This window comes from Sphingosinicella sp. BN140058 (genome assembly GCF_004135585.1).
Taxonomy (GTDB): Bacteria; Pseudomonadota; Alphaproteobacteria; order Sphingomonadales; family Sphingomonadaceae; genus Allosphingosinicella.
Genome location: NZ_CP035501.1, coordinates 147490 through 162135, shown reverse-complemented (window position 1 = coordinate 162135; position 14646 = coordinate 147490). Strand labels below are relative to the sequence as shown.

The 14646-nt window shown below is 67.8% G+C and carries 11 protein-coding genes; 4 read left to right on the top strand and 7 right to left on the bottom strand.

From position 1 onward, the window contains the following. Nucleotides 1-18: 18 nt before the first annotated feature. Nucleotides 19-2634 carry a ribonuclease R family protein gene (locus ETR14_RS29000; RefSeq protein WP_243455703.1) on the top strand — a complete coding sequence of 872 codons (2616 nt, stop codon included), beginning with the start codon at nt 19-21 and terminating at the stop codon, nt 2632-2634. A gap of 418 nt (nt 2635-3052) precedes the next feature. Beyond that, complete coding sequence (locus ETR14_RS00705; protein ID WP_129382902.1) at nt 3053-3298, top strand: hypothetical protein; 246 nt, start codon at nt 3053-3055, stop codon at nt 3296-3298. Between the two features lie 264 nt (nt 3299-3562). Here the strand turns inward: ETR14_RS00705 and dcd are convergent, their stop codons facing one another. From dcd to ETR14_RS00685, 4 genes are read right to left on the bottom strand one after another with little or no spacing between them, the layout of a single operon-like run. Then, nucleotides 3563-4117: a dCTP deaminase gene (gene dcd / locus ETR14_RS00700; protein WP_129382901.1), complete on the bottom strand. Its 555-nt coding sequence runs from the start codon at nt 4115-4117 to the stop codon at nt 3563-3565. Beyond that, on the bottom strand, nt 4117-4521 hold the full coding sequence (locus tag ETR14_RS00695; RefSeq protein ID WP_129382900.1) for a hypothetical protein: 405 nt from the start codon (nt 4519-4521) through the stop codon (nt 4117-4119). The genes dcd and ETR14_RS00695 overlap by 1 nt, the downstream gene beginning before the upstream one ends. After that, on the bottom strand, nt 4518-5258 hold the full coding sequence (locus ETR14_RS00690; RefSeq protein ID WP_243455702.1) for a GH25 family lysozyme: 741 nt from the start codon (nt 5256-5258) through the stop codon (nt 4518-4520). The genes ETR14_RS00695 and ETR14_RS00690 overlap by 4 nt, the downstream gene beginning before the upstream one ends. Beyond that, nucleotides 5255-5719 carry a UPF0262 family protein gene (locus ETR14_RS00685; RefSeq protein WP_129382899.1) on the bottom strand — a complete coding sequence of 155 codons (465 nt, stop codon included), beginning with the start codon at nt 5717-5719 and terminating at the stop codon, nt 5255-5257. Before ETR14_RS00685 ends, ETR14_RS00690 begins: the two co-directional genes overlap by 4 nt. 92 nt (nt 5720-5811) lie before the next feature. On the opposite strand from ETR14_RS00685, the gene ETR14_RS00680 reads away from it, so the two are divergent. Then, nucleotides 5812-7338, top strand: coding sequence for a replicative DNA helicase (locus ETR14_RS00680; RefSeq protein ID WP_129382898.1), 1527 nt, complete (start codon nt 5812-5814; stop codon nt 7336-7338). A gap of 233 nt (nt 7339-7571) precedes the next feature. Here the strand turns inward: ETR14_RS00680 and astD are convergent, their stop codons facing one another. Together astD and ETR14_RS00670 are read right to left on the bottom strand one after the other, a co-directional pair. Beyond that, on the bottom strand, nt 7572-9005 hold the full coding sequence (astD, locus tag ETR14_RS00675; RefSeq protein ID WP_129382897.1) for a succinylglutamate-semialdehyde dehydrogenase: 1434 nt from the start codon (nt 9003-9005) through the stop codon (nt 7572-7574). Between the two features lie 32 nt (nt 9006-9037). Continuing rightward, a complete protein-coding gene (locus ETR14_RS00670; protein ID WP_129382896.1) occupies nt 9038-10447 on the bottom strand; it encodes a protein adenylyltransferase SelO family protein in 1410 nt (469 codons plus the stop codon). A gap of 36 nt (nt 10448-10483) precedes the next feature. Here ETR14_RS00670 and ETR14_RS00665 point away from each other — a divergent pair, with 36 nt between their 5' ends. Further along, nucleotides 10484-11344, top strand: coding sequence for an alpha/beta fold hydrolase (locus ETR14_RS00665; RefSeq protein ID WP_129382895.1), 861 nt, complete (start codon nt 10484-10486; stop codon nt 11342-11344). A gap of 43 nt (nt 11345-11387) precedes the next feature. Here ETR14_RS00665 and ETR14_RS00660 read toward each other — a convergent pair whose 3' ends face one another. After that, the gene (locus ETR14_RS00660) at nt 11388-14630 is read right to left on the bottom strand and encodes an EAL domain-containing protein (RefSeq protein ID WP_165356248.1); all 3243 of its coding nucleotides are present in this window, start codon (nt 14628-14630) and stop codon (nt 11388-11390) included. Between the last annotated feature and the right edge of the window lie 16 nt (nt 14631-14646).

Sequence of the window (14646 nt, the reverse complement as noted above, 5' to 3'; positions counted from 1 at the left end):
CCAAGAAGACGGAAGTGAATGGCTAAGAACCGGCAGCACGGCCTCCCCAGCCGGGAGCAGATCCTCGATTTCATCGCCACCAGCGACCAGCCCGCCGGCAAGCGCGAACTGGCACGCGCGTTCGGGCTTTCCGGCGCCGACAAGCAGGCGCTGAAGATCCTGCTGCGCGACATGGCCGACGAAGGGCTGATCGAAGGCTCGCCCGGCCGCGCCTTCCACCAGGCCGGCGGCATCCCCAAGGTCACCGTGCTGCGGGTCAGGGACGTCGACGACAGCGGGCAGGTCTGGGCGGTGCCGGAGCGCTGGGAGTCCGAGGCGCCGATGCCGGCGATCCGGGTGCTCGAGCGCAAGGGCAAAGGCGGATCGGGTGCGCTCGGCATCGGCGACCGCATCCTGGCCCGCACGGAAGCGCGCGGCAACGGCTATGCCGCCCACCCGATGAAGAAGCTCGCCAAGGGCGAGGACCTCATCCTCGGCGTCGTCCACCTGGAAGGCGACCGCCACTGGCTGCGGCCGGTGGAGAAGAAGGAGCGGCGCGAACTGCCCATCTCCGAATTGGGTGAGGCGCAGCCGGGCGACCTGGTGCTGGCCGAGCGCACCGGCCGGCCGCCGCGGATCAGCGCGCGCGTGTCCGACATCCTGGGCGATCCGTTCGCGCCGCGCAGCTTCAGCCTGATCGCCATCCACAAGCACGGCATCCCGCACGAATTCTCCGACCGGGTGGTGGAGGAAGCGGAACGGATGGCGGGGCTGCCTCTAAGTCCTCCCCGGAACGGGGAGGGGGACCGCTCGGCGAAGCCGAGGGGTGGAGGGGCTGGCAGTGAGTCGGGAGATGAATCGCCAGCGAAGACCGACGAGTCGGGCGCAGCCCCTCCACCGTCCGCCGGCGGCGCGACGGCTGCTGCGCAGCCGGTTCCGGCTCTCGGCGAGCCCCCGGCTCGCCGACCCGCCTCCACCCCCCTCCCCGAGCGAGCTCGGGGAGGATTGCGAGAAGACCTCACCCACATCCCGATCGTCGCGATCGATCCGGCGGATGCGCGGGACCATGACGATGCGGTGTGGGCGACGGCGGACGACGAGCCCGGCAACGAGGGCGGCTGGAAGGCGATCGTCGCGATCGCCGACGTCAGCTTCTACGTGCGGCCGGGATCGGCGCTCGACAAGGAAGCGCGCAAGCGCGGCAACAGCGTCTATTTCCCGGACCGGGTGGTGCCGATGCTGCCCGAGACATTGTCCGCGCACGTCTGCTCGCTGAAGGAAGGCGAGGACCGGGCGAGCCTGGTCTGCCACCTGCGGATTTCGAAGGCGGGCGAGATCAAGTCGTGGCGCTTCGCGCGGGCACGGGTGCGGATCGCGGCCAACATCGCTTACGAAGATGCGCAGGCGGCGATCGATTTGGCGGAGGGGCGATCGTCCGCGTCCGCGGACGACGCCGAGACGGTCGAAGTCGCGTCCTCGCCCTGTTCGATGCCGGAGATCGTCGACGAGCCCCCGGTCGCGCCGGCGCTGGTCGAGTCGACCTTGAAGCCGCTCTGGGCGTGCTGGCGGGCGATGTACAAGGCGCGGGAGAAGAGGGCGCCGCTCGATCTCGATCTGCCGGAGCGGCGGGTGGTGCTCGACGAGAAGGGGCGGATCCTGTCGGTGGCGCCGCGCGAGCGGCTCGACGCGCACAAGCTCATCGAGGACTACATGATCGCGGCCAATGTCGCCGCGGCCAAGGCGCTGGAGGCGAAGAAGGCGCCGGTCATGTACCGCGATCACGAGCCGCCGAGCCGCGAGAAGCTGGTCGCGCTCAAGGATTATCTGAAGACGTTCGAGATCGAGTTCGCATTGGGGCAGGTGATCAAGCCGTCGACCTTCAATCACATCCTCTCTCGGGTCGGCGAGTCCGATTTCAAGCCGCAGGTGATGGAGCAGATCCTGCGCACTCAGACCCAGGCCTATTACGGGCCGGAGAATCACGGCCATTTCGGCCTCGCGCTCGGCTCCTATGCGCATTTCACCAGCCCGATCCGGCGCTATGCCGATCTCATTGTCCACCGCTCGCTGGTGCGCGCCTACGGGCTCGGGCCGGACGTGCGCGAGACCGGGCTGACCGATGCCGATCTGGAGGCGATGGACGTCACCGGCGAATTGATCTCGCAATTGGAACGCCGCGCGATGGAGGCGGAGCGCGAGACGCTCGACCGCTACGTCGCCGCCTATCTGTCGGAGCGGGTCGGCGATCTCGTCGACTGCCGGATCACCGGGGTGCAGCCGTTCGGCTTCTTCGCGACGGTGGAAGGGCTCGGCGGCGACGGGCTGGTGCCGGTGTCGACGCTCGGCACCGAATATTATCGCTACGAGGAAGCGAGCCAGACCCTGGTCGGCGAGGAGAGCGGACATGCGTTCGCGTCGGGGCAGAGGCTGAAGCTGCGGCTGGTCGAGGCGAACCCCGTGTCGGGCGGGCTGCGCTTCGAGCTGCCCGGCGGCAGCGCCGGCCTTGTGGACCGCGGCGACCGCGGCCGGCGGACGATCCGACGCGACGGCAAGCGCTCGGCCAAGCCCGGCAAGAGCGGCAAGGACGGCAAGGGACCGCCCCGGCCGCAAGGCAAGCGCGGCCGACCCGGCAACATCCGCCACCAGGGGCGATAGGCGCATCTACCCGAGCAAGCTCGGGAAGGAGGGAAAGCTGGGAGCGTTCCGAGAGCCCGAACCCGCTGTGGACCGGCGATCAGCCGCAGGCTGGGGGGATCGGAGGGCCACAACTCGCTAACCCTCTAATGCCCCGTGGGTCTCGGAACCCCCTCCACCACCGCCTCCGGCGGCGACGGCTGCTGCGCAGCCGGTTCCGGCTCTCGGCGAGCCCCCGGCTCGCCGACCCGCCTCCACCCCCCTCCCGAGCAGAGCTCGGGGAGGATCTGGGCGACTCCTCACTTTCCGGCGAAATGCAGATTTCGTCGACGAACGGCAGGGCGTTCGACCAACGCGGGGGCCGGGTCTGCCGGCGGGCGGGTGCTCGCGGCGGTGGGGGCGTAGAAAGACATGGCCACTTACCGAGGAGTTGAAGGCCATGAAACGGGATGTCCTGATTGCCGCATTTGCGAGCCTGTCGATGATCGCCGCCGCCGCGCCGGCCGCCGCAAAGGCCGCCCAGGACGGCGATCAGAGCGCGCAGAGCTCGATGACCACGGGTGCTTCGGCCAAGGCCGAGAAGAAGACCTGCAAGACCTTCAACGACACTACCAGTCGGATGAAGTCGACGCGGCTCTGCCTCACCAAGGCCGAATGGAAGAAGTTCGAAGACACGCAGAAGTGAGCGCGCGGCGCCGGACAGGGGCGCGTGGGCGAGCAGGGTTCGGCCTGGAAGGGCTGGGCCCTGTCGGCGTTTGGGAGGGGGGCAATCTCATCCTCCCTGTCGCCGCAGGCGATGGGGAGGGGGACCATGCGCAGCATGGTGGAGGGGCCGACTACGATGACCGCCCTCACACGTTAGTGCGCCAGACGCAGGCAGTGGCCCCTCCACCAGCCTTCGGCTGGTTCCCCTCCCCATCCGCTTCGCGGACAGGGAGGACAGGAATACTTACAGCTTGGGCAGTGTCACGCCGCGCTGGCCCATATATTTGCCGGCGCGGTCGGCGTAGCTGACTTCGCAGGGTTCGTTGCCCTGCAGGAACAGGAACTGGCACGCGCCTTCGTTGGCGTAAATTTTGGCGGGCAGCGGCGTGGTGTTCGAGAATTCGAGGGTGACGTGGCCTTCCCAGCCGGGCTCGAGCGGGGTGACGTTGACGATGATCCCGCAGCGGGCGTAGGTCGATTTGCCGAGGCAGATGACGAGCACGTCGCGCGGCACCCGGAAATATTCGACGGTACGGGCGAGGGCGAAGCTGTTCGGCGGGATGATGCAGACGTCGGTCTTGCGGTCGACGAAGCTGTTCGAGGCGAAATCCTTGGGGTCGACGAGGGCGTTGTCGACATTGGTGAAGATCTTGAACTCGTCGGCGACGCGGGCGTCATAGCCGTAGGAGGAGAGGCCGAAGCTGATCGTGCCCTCGCGCTTCTGGCCGTCGACGAACGGCTCGATCATGCCGTTGCCGAGCGCCTGGCTGCGGATCCACTTGTCCGACATGATCGACATCAGCGGCGCCCTCCGGCGAGCAGGCGCCCGCCGCAGCCCTGGAGCATGCGGCCGCTCAAGGTGACCCGGACCTGGTCCTCGAACCGGCGGCCGCCCGCCTCACAACTCTCTTTACGCGCTTCGATGCTGATCACGTCGGTCCCTTCGCCGGATTGCCAGAATGTCGTCGTCTCGGTTTCCCGCGGCAGCACGCGGGGATAGTCATGGCTGACCAGGCCCTTGCCGCCTTCGGCCGGGCCGAGGGTTAGCACGATGCGGTGGTCGCCGATCGTCACCATCCAGAACGGATCGGCGCCGACTGCGGAATAGGCGACGTTCGCGACCGGCGCGAAGGGCGGCGGATCGGCGGCGCAGCCGCCGGCGCACGTCGCGGCGGCGAGAAGGAAGGGGAGTTGCGTCTTCATGTCGGCGACCTTTGCCCGTCCCGCGGCGGCGGGCAAGCCTCGCGGCGCGCCAGGAAGTCGCAGCCGGGCGCGACGACGTTCCAGTCGACCCGTCCGCCGATCCCGCGAAGCCGCCGGACGTTGGACGCCTGCCACAATGCCCACGGCCGCGCGCCGTAATCGGGACGGCGGGCGAGACGGCGCAGCCAGAGCGGACGATCGATGGCTTCGCTGACGCGGTAGGCGGCGTCGAACTCGCGGGTGATGTAGAGAATCGCTTGCTTGCCGGCATGGGCCTCGACCCGCTTCAGGAAGATGTCGAGCTCGCGCAGCAGCGCCACCCGATCGGGACGGGCGCCGCAATTGCCGCCGAACTCGAGATCGACGGCCGGCGGCAGCAGGCGGCGGTTGCGGGGCACGGCCGCGATGAAGTTCGCCGCCTGATCGGCACCCGAGCGGCACAGGGTAAAGAAATGATAGGCGCCGCGCGGGATGCCGGCGGCGGCGCTGGCCTTCAGATTGGCGGTGAACATCGTGTCGCGATGGTCGGCGCCCTCGGTCGCCTTCAGATAGGCGAAATCGACGCCCTGGCGCTTGATCCGCTTCCAGTCGATCCGGCCCTGGTGGTGCGACACGTCGACGCCCTGGATCGGGAAGGCGCGGTTCGACGGATGCCAGCTCGAGGCATAGAGAAAGAGGCCGAGGGCGAGGAGCAGGCCGATGCCGGCCGCCAGCCCGATCAGCCGCGACGCGCTCACTTGATATGGAGGACGCAGATCAGGGTGAACAGGCGCCGGGCGGTGTCGAAATCCATCTCGATCTTGTCCTTGAGGCACTCCTGGAGGAGCTCGGCGGCCTCGTTGTGGATGCTTCGCCGAGCCATGTCGATGGTTTCGATGCCCTTGGCCGAATCGGAGCGCACCGCTTTGAAATAGCTCTCGCAGATCGCGAAATAGTCGCGCACCGGGCGCTTGAACCGGGCGAGGCCGAGCCGGATCGTGTCCAGCGCCGCGCCGCCCGCATCCTTGACGTCGATGGCGAGGCGGCCTTCCTCGATGCGGAGGAGAATGCGGAATGGGCCGTCGAGGCCCGCGGGCTGGAAGCGATTGCCTTCGAGCAGGTCGAAGATCGCGATCTGGCGCTCGCGCTCGATATCGTCGCTGCGCCGGATGATCGTGCGCTCGTCCAGTTCGATGTCGATGATCCGCGGGTCGGCCATGCGCCCTGTTAGCGAGGGCGGCGGCGCTTATCCACATGCGTTCCACAGACTTGCTGGCTTGAGCCCGGGCCCGGAAAGGAGGAGAGGGGGGCATGGCTGACAACATCATCAGGCTTGCGGATGCGCCCGCACCGGAAGCAACGACTCTCCCGCACAATATCGAGGCCGAGGCGGCTCTGCTCGGCGCGCTCATGATCGACAACCGGCTCGCCGAAGACATCCAGATGAAGCTTCGTCCGGATCATTTCTACGAGCCGCTGCACGCCCGCATCTACGAGCAGATATTGAAGCTGATCGACCGCAACATGATCGCATCGCCGGTCACGCTGCGCCCCTTGTTCGAGGCGGACGAGGAGATGAAGGAGCTCGGCGGCCCGTCCTATCTCGCCCAGCTCACCGGCAGCGGCGCGGCGATCATCGGCGCGCGCGATTTCGCCGAGCAGATTTACGAACTCGCTCTTTTGCGCGCGCTGATCGGGGTCGGCCGCGAGATGGTCGAGAATGCGCTCGACACCAGCGAGGACGTCGACCCCAAGGGCCAGATCGAGCAGGCCGAATCGGCGCTCTACCGGGTCGCCGAGGAGGGCGGCAACGAAGGCCAGGTGAAGAGCTTCGCCGAAGCGACCCGAATGGCGGTGCAGCTTGCGGAAAAGGCGCTCAACACCGGCGGCGGCCTGTCCGGCGTCACCACCGGCCTCGACAGCTTCAACGCCCGCACCGGCGGCATGCATCACAGCGATCTCATCATCCTCGCTGGACGTCCCGGCATGGGCAAGACCTCGCTCGCCACCAACATCGCGTTCAACGCCGCTCGCCGCTACGTCCAGGACATGGAGGACGGGATCGAGCCGGCCAAGTCGGTGGGCGCGCCGGTCGCCTTTTTCAGCCTCGAAATGTCGGCCGACCAGCTGGCGACGCGTATCCTTGCGGAGAATTCGGGCATCAGCGGCGAGAGCCTGCGCATGGGCAAGATCAGCCAGCAGGATTTCCGCCAGCTCGCCCGCGCCGCCGCCGAGCTGGAGAGCCTGCCGCTCTATATCGACGACACGCCCGGCCTCACCATCGCCGCTTTGCGCACCCGCGCGCGCCGGCTGAAGCGCCAGCGCAACATCGGCTTCATCGTCGTCGACTATCTCCAGCTGCTGACCGGCTCCGGCAAATCGTCGGACGGCAACCGAGTGCAGGAGATTTCGGAAATCTCGCGCGGCCTCAAGACCCTGGCCAAGGAACTGAACGTTCCGGTGATGGCGCTGTCGCAGCTCAGCCGCCAGGTCGAAAGCCGCGAGAACAAGCGCCCGCAGCTGTCCGATCTTCGTGAATCCGGATCGATCGAACAGGACGCCGACATCGTGCTGTTCGTCTATCGCGAGGAATATTACGTCAACTTCACCAAGCCCAAGGAAGCATCGGCGGCGGCCGGCGACGACGCCAATTCGGTCGCCGCGTTCGAGGAATGGCAGCGGGCGATGGAGGAAGTCCATGGCCGCGCCGAAGTGATCATCGCCAAGCAGCGCCACGGCGCCACCGGCACCGTCACCCTGAAGTTCGAAGCCAAGATCACGCGCTTCTCGGATCTCGTCGACGAGCGCTACATGCCCGAGATGCGCGGCGGCGAATGAGTTCGGCGGGGGGCGCCCCTCGGCTCCGCGCAGGCGTGAGCCGGGGGGCGTTCAGGCGATCTCCCCGCGCGTGAAGATCCTTCCCGGGGCGGGGAGGGGGACCGGCCGAAGGCTGGTGGAGGGGGTTCGGAGGCCCGCTCAGCCCCCGGGATTTCTGAATCAGCGTGGGTCTCGGAACCCCCTCCACCATGCTGCGCATGGTCCCCCTCCCCGCGAAGCGGGGAGGATCTGGATTAGCCTTCCAGTTCGTTCGCGGCGAAGGGGTCGCGGAGGCCGACGCCGAAGGCGGCGCGGGCCTGTTCGGCTTCGGAGCTGGTCACCGGATAGGCGCAATAATCGGCGGCGTAATAAGCGCTCGGGCGGTGGTTGCCGGAGAGGCCGATGCCGCCGAACGGGGCGTTGGACGGGGCACCGTTGGTCGGCTTGTTCCAGTTGATCACGCCGGCGCGGCTGTTCGCCCAGAAGCGGTCGTAAAGCTCGGGGCTGCCGCCGACCAGGGCGGCGGCGAGGCCGTAGCGGGTGGCATTGGCCTCGGCGAGAGCCGCGTCGAAATCGGGCACGCGGATCACCTGCAGCACCGGACCGAACAATTCGGCATCGGGGCGCTCGCGCACGTCGGTGACGTCGATGATCGCCGGGGTGAGGAAGGGGCGGTCGTCGGCCGAGCGCTCGAGATGCTTGATCGGCCGGCCGCCGCGGGTCAGCAGGGACAGGAAGCCTTCCTGGAGATGATCGGCGGCGGCGGCATCGATCACCGGCCCCATGAACGGCGAGGGGTTGGCGTGCGGATGGTCGACGATCAGCCGGTCGGCGAGCTTGACGATGGTCTCGAGCAGTTCCTCATGGGCGCCGTCGCGGACGATCAGCCGCCGGGCGGCGGTGCAGCGCTGTCCGGCGCTGAGGAAGGCCGACTGGACGGCGATGATCGCCGCCGCCTGAACGTCGGGCGCGTCCCAGATCACCAGCGGATTGTTGCCGCCCATTTCGAGCGCCAGGATCTTCGCGGGCGTTTCCGCGAACTGGCGGTGGAGGGCGAGGCCGGCGCGGGCCGAGCCGGTGAACAGGAGGCCGTCGAGCCCGGGATGGGCGGCGAGCGCCTTGCCGACCTCCGGCCCGCCCTGGACGCAGCGCAGCACGTCCTCCGGAACGCCGGCTTCGTGGAACAGGGCGGCGAGGCGTTCGCCGACCGCGGGCGTCTTCTCGGACGGCTTGAACACGACGGCGTTGCCGGCGAGCAGAGCGGGGACGATGTGGCCGTTGGGCAGGTGGGCCGGAAAATTGTAGGGGCCGAGCACGGCGAGGACGCCGTGCGGCTTGTGGCGGACCGCGACGCGGGCGCCGAGCGCGCCTTCGAGGCGGCGCTGCGAGGTGCGCTCCGAATAGGCGCTGACCGAGATGTCGACCTTGTTAACGACCGCATCGATCTCGGTCGCGCTTTCCCACAAGGGCTTGCCAGTTTCGCGCGCGATCAGATCGGCGAACGAATCCTTCTGGCCGCGGACGACATTGGCGAAGCGGCGCATCGTTTCGATCCGAACCGCCAGCGGCCGCGCCGCCCAGGCTGCCCAGGCGGCACGCGCGCGGCCGACCTCCGCATCGGGATCGCCGCTGTCCCCGGTCCAGAGAAGGTCGCCGGTTGCGGGTTCGTACGATTGCAGGATTGCCATGGCGGCTGAAGCACCACTTTTGAATGACTTGGTCAAGCGCCGCCGCTGCGCATCGCTTCGCCCATTCGTCTCACTTTGGCGATCTTCGTTTCGAACCCGGACCAATCGTCGGCATCGTCGATCCGCCGCCAGATCGCCTCGACCTCGTTGATCAGCATCGAACAGGGTTCGTCCTCCTCCCAATAGGAATGGCGGGCGGCGCCGGGGACGGCGTCATAGGCGCGCATGTCCCGGATCAGATCCTGCATGGCTTCGCTGCGATAGAAAGGATCGGCCGGCGAGCGCCCGCGCCGGCGGCCGCCGCGCCAGTCGAAGAAGAAGCGGTCGATCGCGACCTCCTTCCTGCCGAGGATGTTCTCCAGCTTGACGAGGAAGATCGTGTCGCGCTCGGGCTCGGTCTGGCGGATGCCGAGGCGGGCGAACACCGCCGCGACCAAAGCGCTCTGGAACAGCGCCGGAAAGCGTTCGATCGCTTGCGTCAGATCTTCGGCAGGCGCGATCAGGGTCAGTGCCTTGGCCAGCTGGACGAGATTCCAGTGGATCGCCTCGGGCTGGCGGCCGAACGCGTAAAGGCCGGCCTGGTCGAAATAGGCGGCGGTGAAGTCGCCGTCCCAATAAGGCGTGAACCGCCACGGGCCATAGTCGAAGCTCTCGCCGGTGACCGTGACATTGTCGCTGTTGAGCACGCCGTGGACGAAGCCTGCGGCGACATAGGCTGCGGCGAGCCGGGCGGCGGCGTCCGCCACCAGCGCCAGCAGGCGCGGTGCGCCGTCTTCGCCGGATTGCTCCCGATAATATTCGCGGAGGCAGTAATCGACGAGCGTCCGCATCTCCTCCGCCTGCTGGAGGAAAGCGAGGCGCTGGAAGGTACCGATGCGAATGTGGCTGTGCTGCAGCCGCACCAGCAAAGCCGAGCGGGCGGGGGAGGGCTCGTCGTTGCGCTCCAGCGCTTCTCCGGTCTCGACCAGCGAGAAGCTCTTCGAAGTTTCGACCCCGAGCGCTTCGAGCATCTCGCTGGCGAGCACTTCGCGCACCCCGCCCTTGAGGGTCAATCGGCCGTCGCCGAAGCGGCTGTAAGGGGTGCGGCCGGAGCCCTTGGTGCCGAGATCAAGCAGCCGCCCGTCGCCGTCGCGCAGCTGCGCGAACAGGAAGCCGCGGCCGTCGCCGAGCTCGGGGTTGTACACCCGGAATTGGTGGCCGTGATAGCGCAGCGCCAAAGGTTGCGGCAGAGTGCCGGGCAGGGGCGCGAAGCGGACGAAATGCTGGATCCAGCCGGCGGCGTCGAGCCCGCCGAGGCCGACCGCCTCGGCCCAGGCCTGGTTGCGGAAACGCAGGATCGCCTGGCGGAAACGCGCCGGCTGGACCGGATCGTAAAAGGCGTCACCAAGCGCGAGGATGGCGGTGGCGGGCGCGTAAGAGCTGGGTTGCGGGCGGCGGGGCATCAGTGAATATGAGGGCCGAGAAGGGAAAGGGAGAGCATGGCTGCGTGGTCCGATGGGTTCTGGTCGTCAAGCGACGGCCTTCGACTCCACTATAGGGACTATGCCGGCGATTCCTCGCGCGCGCCGATCCTGTGCATTCCCGGCCTCACCCGCAACGCGCGCGACTTCGAAGGCGTTGCCGAGCGCCTTGCCGGTTCGCGGCGGGTGCTCTGCCTCGATCTGCGCGGCCGCGGCCAGAGCGAGCCTTGCAAGGACAGCGCGCGCTACGTGCCCGCCACCTATGCCGAGGATATCGAGCGGCTGCTGGCGGAACTCGCGCTCGACCGCTTCGTCGCTTTCGGCACCTCGCTCGGCGGCCTGCTCACCATGGTGCTGGCGCTGGCCAACCGCGAGCGGCTCGCCGGTGCCTTGCTCAACGACATCGGCCCGGTGCTCGAATCGCGCGGGCTGGAGACGATCCGATCCTATGTCGGCAAGTCGCAGACCTGGCCGACCTGGCTCCACGCCGCCCGCGCGCTGTGCGAGGCGCAGCAGGATCGCTATCCAGACTGGCAGCTGGAGGATTGGCTCATCTACGCGAAAAGGGTGTGCAAGCTCACCCCCAATGGCCGGATCGTGTTCGACTACGACATGCGCATCGCCGAGCCGTTCAAGGTGCCCGGATCGGAGACCGGCTTCGATCTCTGGCCCGCCTTTCACGCGCTCGCCGGCCGTCCCTCCTTGGTGCTGCGCGGCGAATTTTCCGATCTGCTCAGTGCAGCGACGGTCGACCGCATGGTCGCGGAGAATCCGGACATGGAAGCGGTGACGATCCCGCGGGTCGGCCATGTCCCGACCCTCGACGAGCCGGAGGCGCAGGCCGCGATCGATCGGCTGCTGGCGCGGGTCGACGGCTGACGGGATCCGGCGGGCCTCGAGAAGGTACCGGCGACGGCTGCGTTCAGGCGGCGCGAGCGTCGCCGTTGAAGCGGGCGAGCAGAGCCTGAACCTCGGCGGCGGGAATGGCGGGGGCGAACAGATGGCCCTGGCCAACATGACAGCCCTTGCGCTTCAGCCATGACGACTGGGCGACCGTCTCCACCCCTTCGGCGACCACTTCCATGTCGAGGCTGCGGCCGAGATTGATCACCGCGCGGATGATCGCTTCGGCATCGTCGCTGCGGCCGACGTCCGCGACGAACGAGCGGTCGATCTTGAGCACGTCTACCGGAAATTGCTTGAGGTGCGACAAGGAGGCGTAGCCGGTGCCGAAATCGTCGAGCGCGATCCGGATGCCGGCTTCGCACAGGGTCTTGAGCGCCCGCTCGACGCATTCGGCGCCGCGGCCGAGGAACACGGTTTCGGTGACTTCGACCTGGATGCGGTCGGTCGGCACCTCCGCTCTGGCGAGCCGCTCGATGAGGTTTTCGGCGAAGCCGCCCTTGCGGAATTCGGCGGCGGCGGCGTTGACCGCGACATGGCCGAAATCGACGCCGCGATCGAGCCAGCGGCGCATGTCTGCGATCACCTTGTCGATCATCCGGTCGCTGATCTCGGCGGCGGTGTTGATGTCTTCGAACGCGGCGGCGATCGTCTCGGGCAACTGGATTCCGAGCTTGCGATCCTTCCAGCGCAGCAAAGCCTCGAAGCCCGAGACATGGCCGGTGCCGAAGTCGATCTTCGGCTGGTAGTGCGGCCGGATCAGGTCCTTCTTCAGCGCGTTACGGGCCAGCGCGACCATCGACACCCGATTCTGCATGTCCGAGCGCATGCTCGGGTGGAAGATCCTGAGATTGCCGCGCCAGGAGCTTTTGGCGACATAGAGCGCGATGTCGGCATGCTTCAGCAATTCGGCGCGGTTGCTGCCCTGGCTCGGGAATAGGCTGGCGCCGATGCTGGCATTGCAGTCGAGGATGCGGCCGGCAAAGACGTGGGGCCGACGCAGTTCGGAGAGGATCGTTCCTACGGCCGCGGTGACCTCCTCCTCGCTGGCGGTGCCCGACAGGATCACCGCGAACTCGTCGCCGCCGAGACGCGCGACGAAATCGTCGGAGCGGGTCGCAGCGCGCAGCCGCTCGCCGAACGCGCAGAGCAGCGAATCGCCGGCGTCGTGACCGAGCGTGTCGTTGACCCGCTTGAAATCGTCGACGTCGAGCAGCAGCAAGGCGAAGCGGCCGGATCCTTCGGCGTCGGCCGCGATCGCGTCGAGCCTCTCCTGGAAGAGCAGGCGGTTGGGCAGGCCGGTCAGCGGATCGTGGTTCGCCGCCCAGCGGACCTGCTCTTCCGACTTCTTCTGATGGGTGATGTCGCGGGCGATGACGACGAGGCGCAGGCCGTCGACGCCGTTCACCGGCGTGGCGACGATGTCCCACCATTTCGGCCGGCCCTTTGCGGTCGGATGCTGAAGGGTGAAGGTGACGGTCTCGCCGGCCCTGGCGCGGTCCAGCGCGTCGGCGGCAATTACGGCGGCGTCGGGCTTGAGGAAATCGACCCAGCGGGTGCCGATCAAGGGCGACGCATCGTCGAGATCGACCGCCTTGGGGCCGAGCCGATTGACGAACAGCACGCGGCCGTCCGCATCGAGCAGCTTGATGCAATCAGGGCTGGCATCGAGGATGGAGCGGACCAAAGCCTCGCTCTCCTGCAGCGCCGCTTCGGCAACGACCCGCTCGTGGACGTCGGTGCAGGTGCCGTACCAGCGAACCACCCGGCCGTCGGCGTCACGTTCGGGCAGAGCGCGCGTGAGGATCGAGCGATAGGCACCGGAGCGGTGGCGCAGCCGCATCTCGGTTTCGAACGGCTTGCCGGTGGCGACGCTGTCCAGCCACTTGCCCCTGATGTCCTGGGCATCATCGGGATGCACGGTCGTCACCCATGCATCGCCGAGATCGGTGAGGTGATCGCGGCCCGAAAATTCGTCCCATTGCGGCGAGAGGTAGTCGCATTCGCCGGCGGCATTGGCCGACCAGATGATTTGGGGCACCGAATCGAGAATCGAATGGGCGCGTTCGGTGCGTTCGCGCAGTTGCTCCTCGGCCTTCCGGCGGGCGCTGATGTCGCGATAATAGACCGTGATGCCGCCGTCGGTCGGCGTGACATGCGCCTCGAACCAGCGGTCGGACGGCGGGAAATAAGCCTCGATCGTCTCCGCAATGCCGCTCTCCAGCACCCGCTTATAGCAGCGGCCGAATTCGGAACGCTCGATCCCGGGCAGCACGGCCAGGATCGACCGGCCGATCAGGGTGCGGCCGGCATGGCGTTCCATTGCGCGCTGGTTGACGTAGGTGAAGCGCAGTTCGGCATCGAGCGAATAGACGCGGTCGAGGGTGTTCTCGAGCACGTCGGCGAGCTTGCTGGCGGTCTTCTGCGCTTCCTCCTTCGCCTTGCGCAGCGACACCTCGAGAAGCTTCTGCTCGGTGACGTCGCCGACGAAGCCTTCGAGATAGAGCGGCGTGCCGTCGGCGGCGTACACCGCCTGGCCACGCTCCTGCAGCCAGCGCCAGTCCCCGTCCCAGCGATGCTGGAAGCGATAGGTGGCGCAGAAACCGTTTCGCCCGGCGATCGCAGCGTTTATCGCATCGGCCAGGCCGGCGCGATCGTCTGGGTGGATGAAGTCGGCCCAACGCAGCCGCCCCGACGTCCAGTCTTTGGCGGTGTAGCCGGAAATTTCCTCAGCGCCGTCGCTGACGTAAACGAGTTCGCCGCCGCTGCCGAGTCGGGCGCGGTAGGCAAGGCCGGGCAGATTGTCGATCAGGGTCGCGAGGCGGCGCCGGCTCTCCGCCAGAGCGAGTTCGGATTGCTTGCGCGACTGGATGTCGACGACGACGCCGTAAAGCCAGCGTCTGTGTCCGTCGGCATCGCAGCGGGGCCGGGCGATGCCGCGCAGCCAATGCTGGCTGCCGTCCTTCAGCACGACGCGGAATTCCATGTCGTGCGGCGCACCGGTTGCGAAGCTGCGGTCGAGGCTGGCGGCGACCGCCTCCTGATCGTCCGAATGGATGCGCGCGAGCACGTCCTCCTCGCGGGCGGTCGCGGGCAGGCCGAGCAATCGGCTGGTGGCGGCGTCCCAGGTGCACAGGCCCGTGGCCATGTCCAGCCGCCAGGTGCCGACCCCGGCCGCATCGAGCGCGTCGCGGTAGAAGACGTCGTCCGGGCTGCCGAGCGGCGCCGCGCCTTCGAAGCTGGTCTCGTCGAAATGGATCATGAGCGACTGCTGGCCT

Coding starts and splice junctions, on each gene's coding strand:
- ETR14_RS29000 (WP_243455703.1), top strand. CDS start 19: ATGGCTAAGAACCGGCAGCACGGCCTCCCCAGCCGGGAGCAGATCCTC.
- ETR14_RS00705 (WP_129382902.1), top strand. CDS start 3,053: ATGAAACGGGATGTCCTGATTGCCGCATTTGCGAGCCTGTCGATGATC.
- dcd (WP_129382901.1), bottom strand. CDS start 4,117: ATGTCGATCATGTCGGACAAGTGGATCCGCAGCCAGGCGCTCGGCAAC.
- ETR14_RS00695 (WP_129382900.1), bottom strand. CDS start 4,521: ATGAAGACGCAACTCCCCTTCCTTCTCGCCGCCGCGACGTGCGCCGGC.
- ETR14_RS00685 (WP_129382899.1), bottom strand. CDS start 5,719: ATGGCCGACCCGCGGATCATCGACATCGAACTGGACGAGCGCACGATC.
- ETR14_RS00680 (WP_129382898.1), top strand. CDS start 5,812: ATGGCTGACAACATCATCAGGCTTGCGGATGCGCCCGCACCGGAAGCA.
- astD (WP_129382897.1), bottom strand. CDS start 9,005: ATGGCAATCCTGCAATCGTACGAACCCGCAACCGGCGACCTTCTCTGG.
- ETR14_RS00670 (WP_129382896.1), bottom strand. CDS start 10,447: ATGCCCCGCCGCCCGCAACCCAGCTCTTACGCGCCCGCCACCGCCATC.
- ETR14_RS00665 (WP_129382895.1), top strand. CDS start 10,484: ATGGCTGCGTGGTCCGATGGGTTCTGGTCGTCAAGCGACGGCCTTCGA.
- ETR14_RS00660 (WP_165356248.1), bottom strand. CDS start 14,630: ATGATCCATTTCGACGAGACCAGCTTCGAAGGCGCGGCGCCGCTCGGC.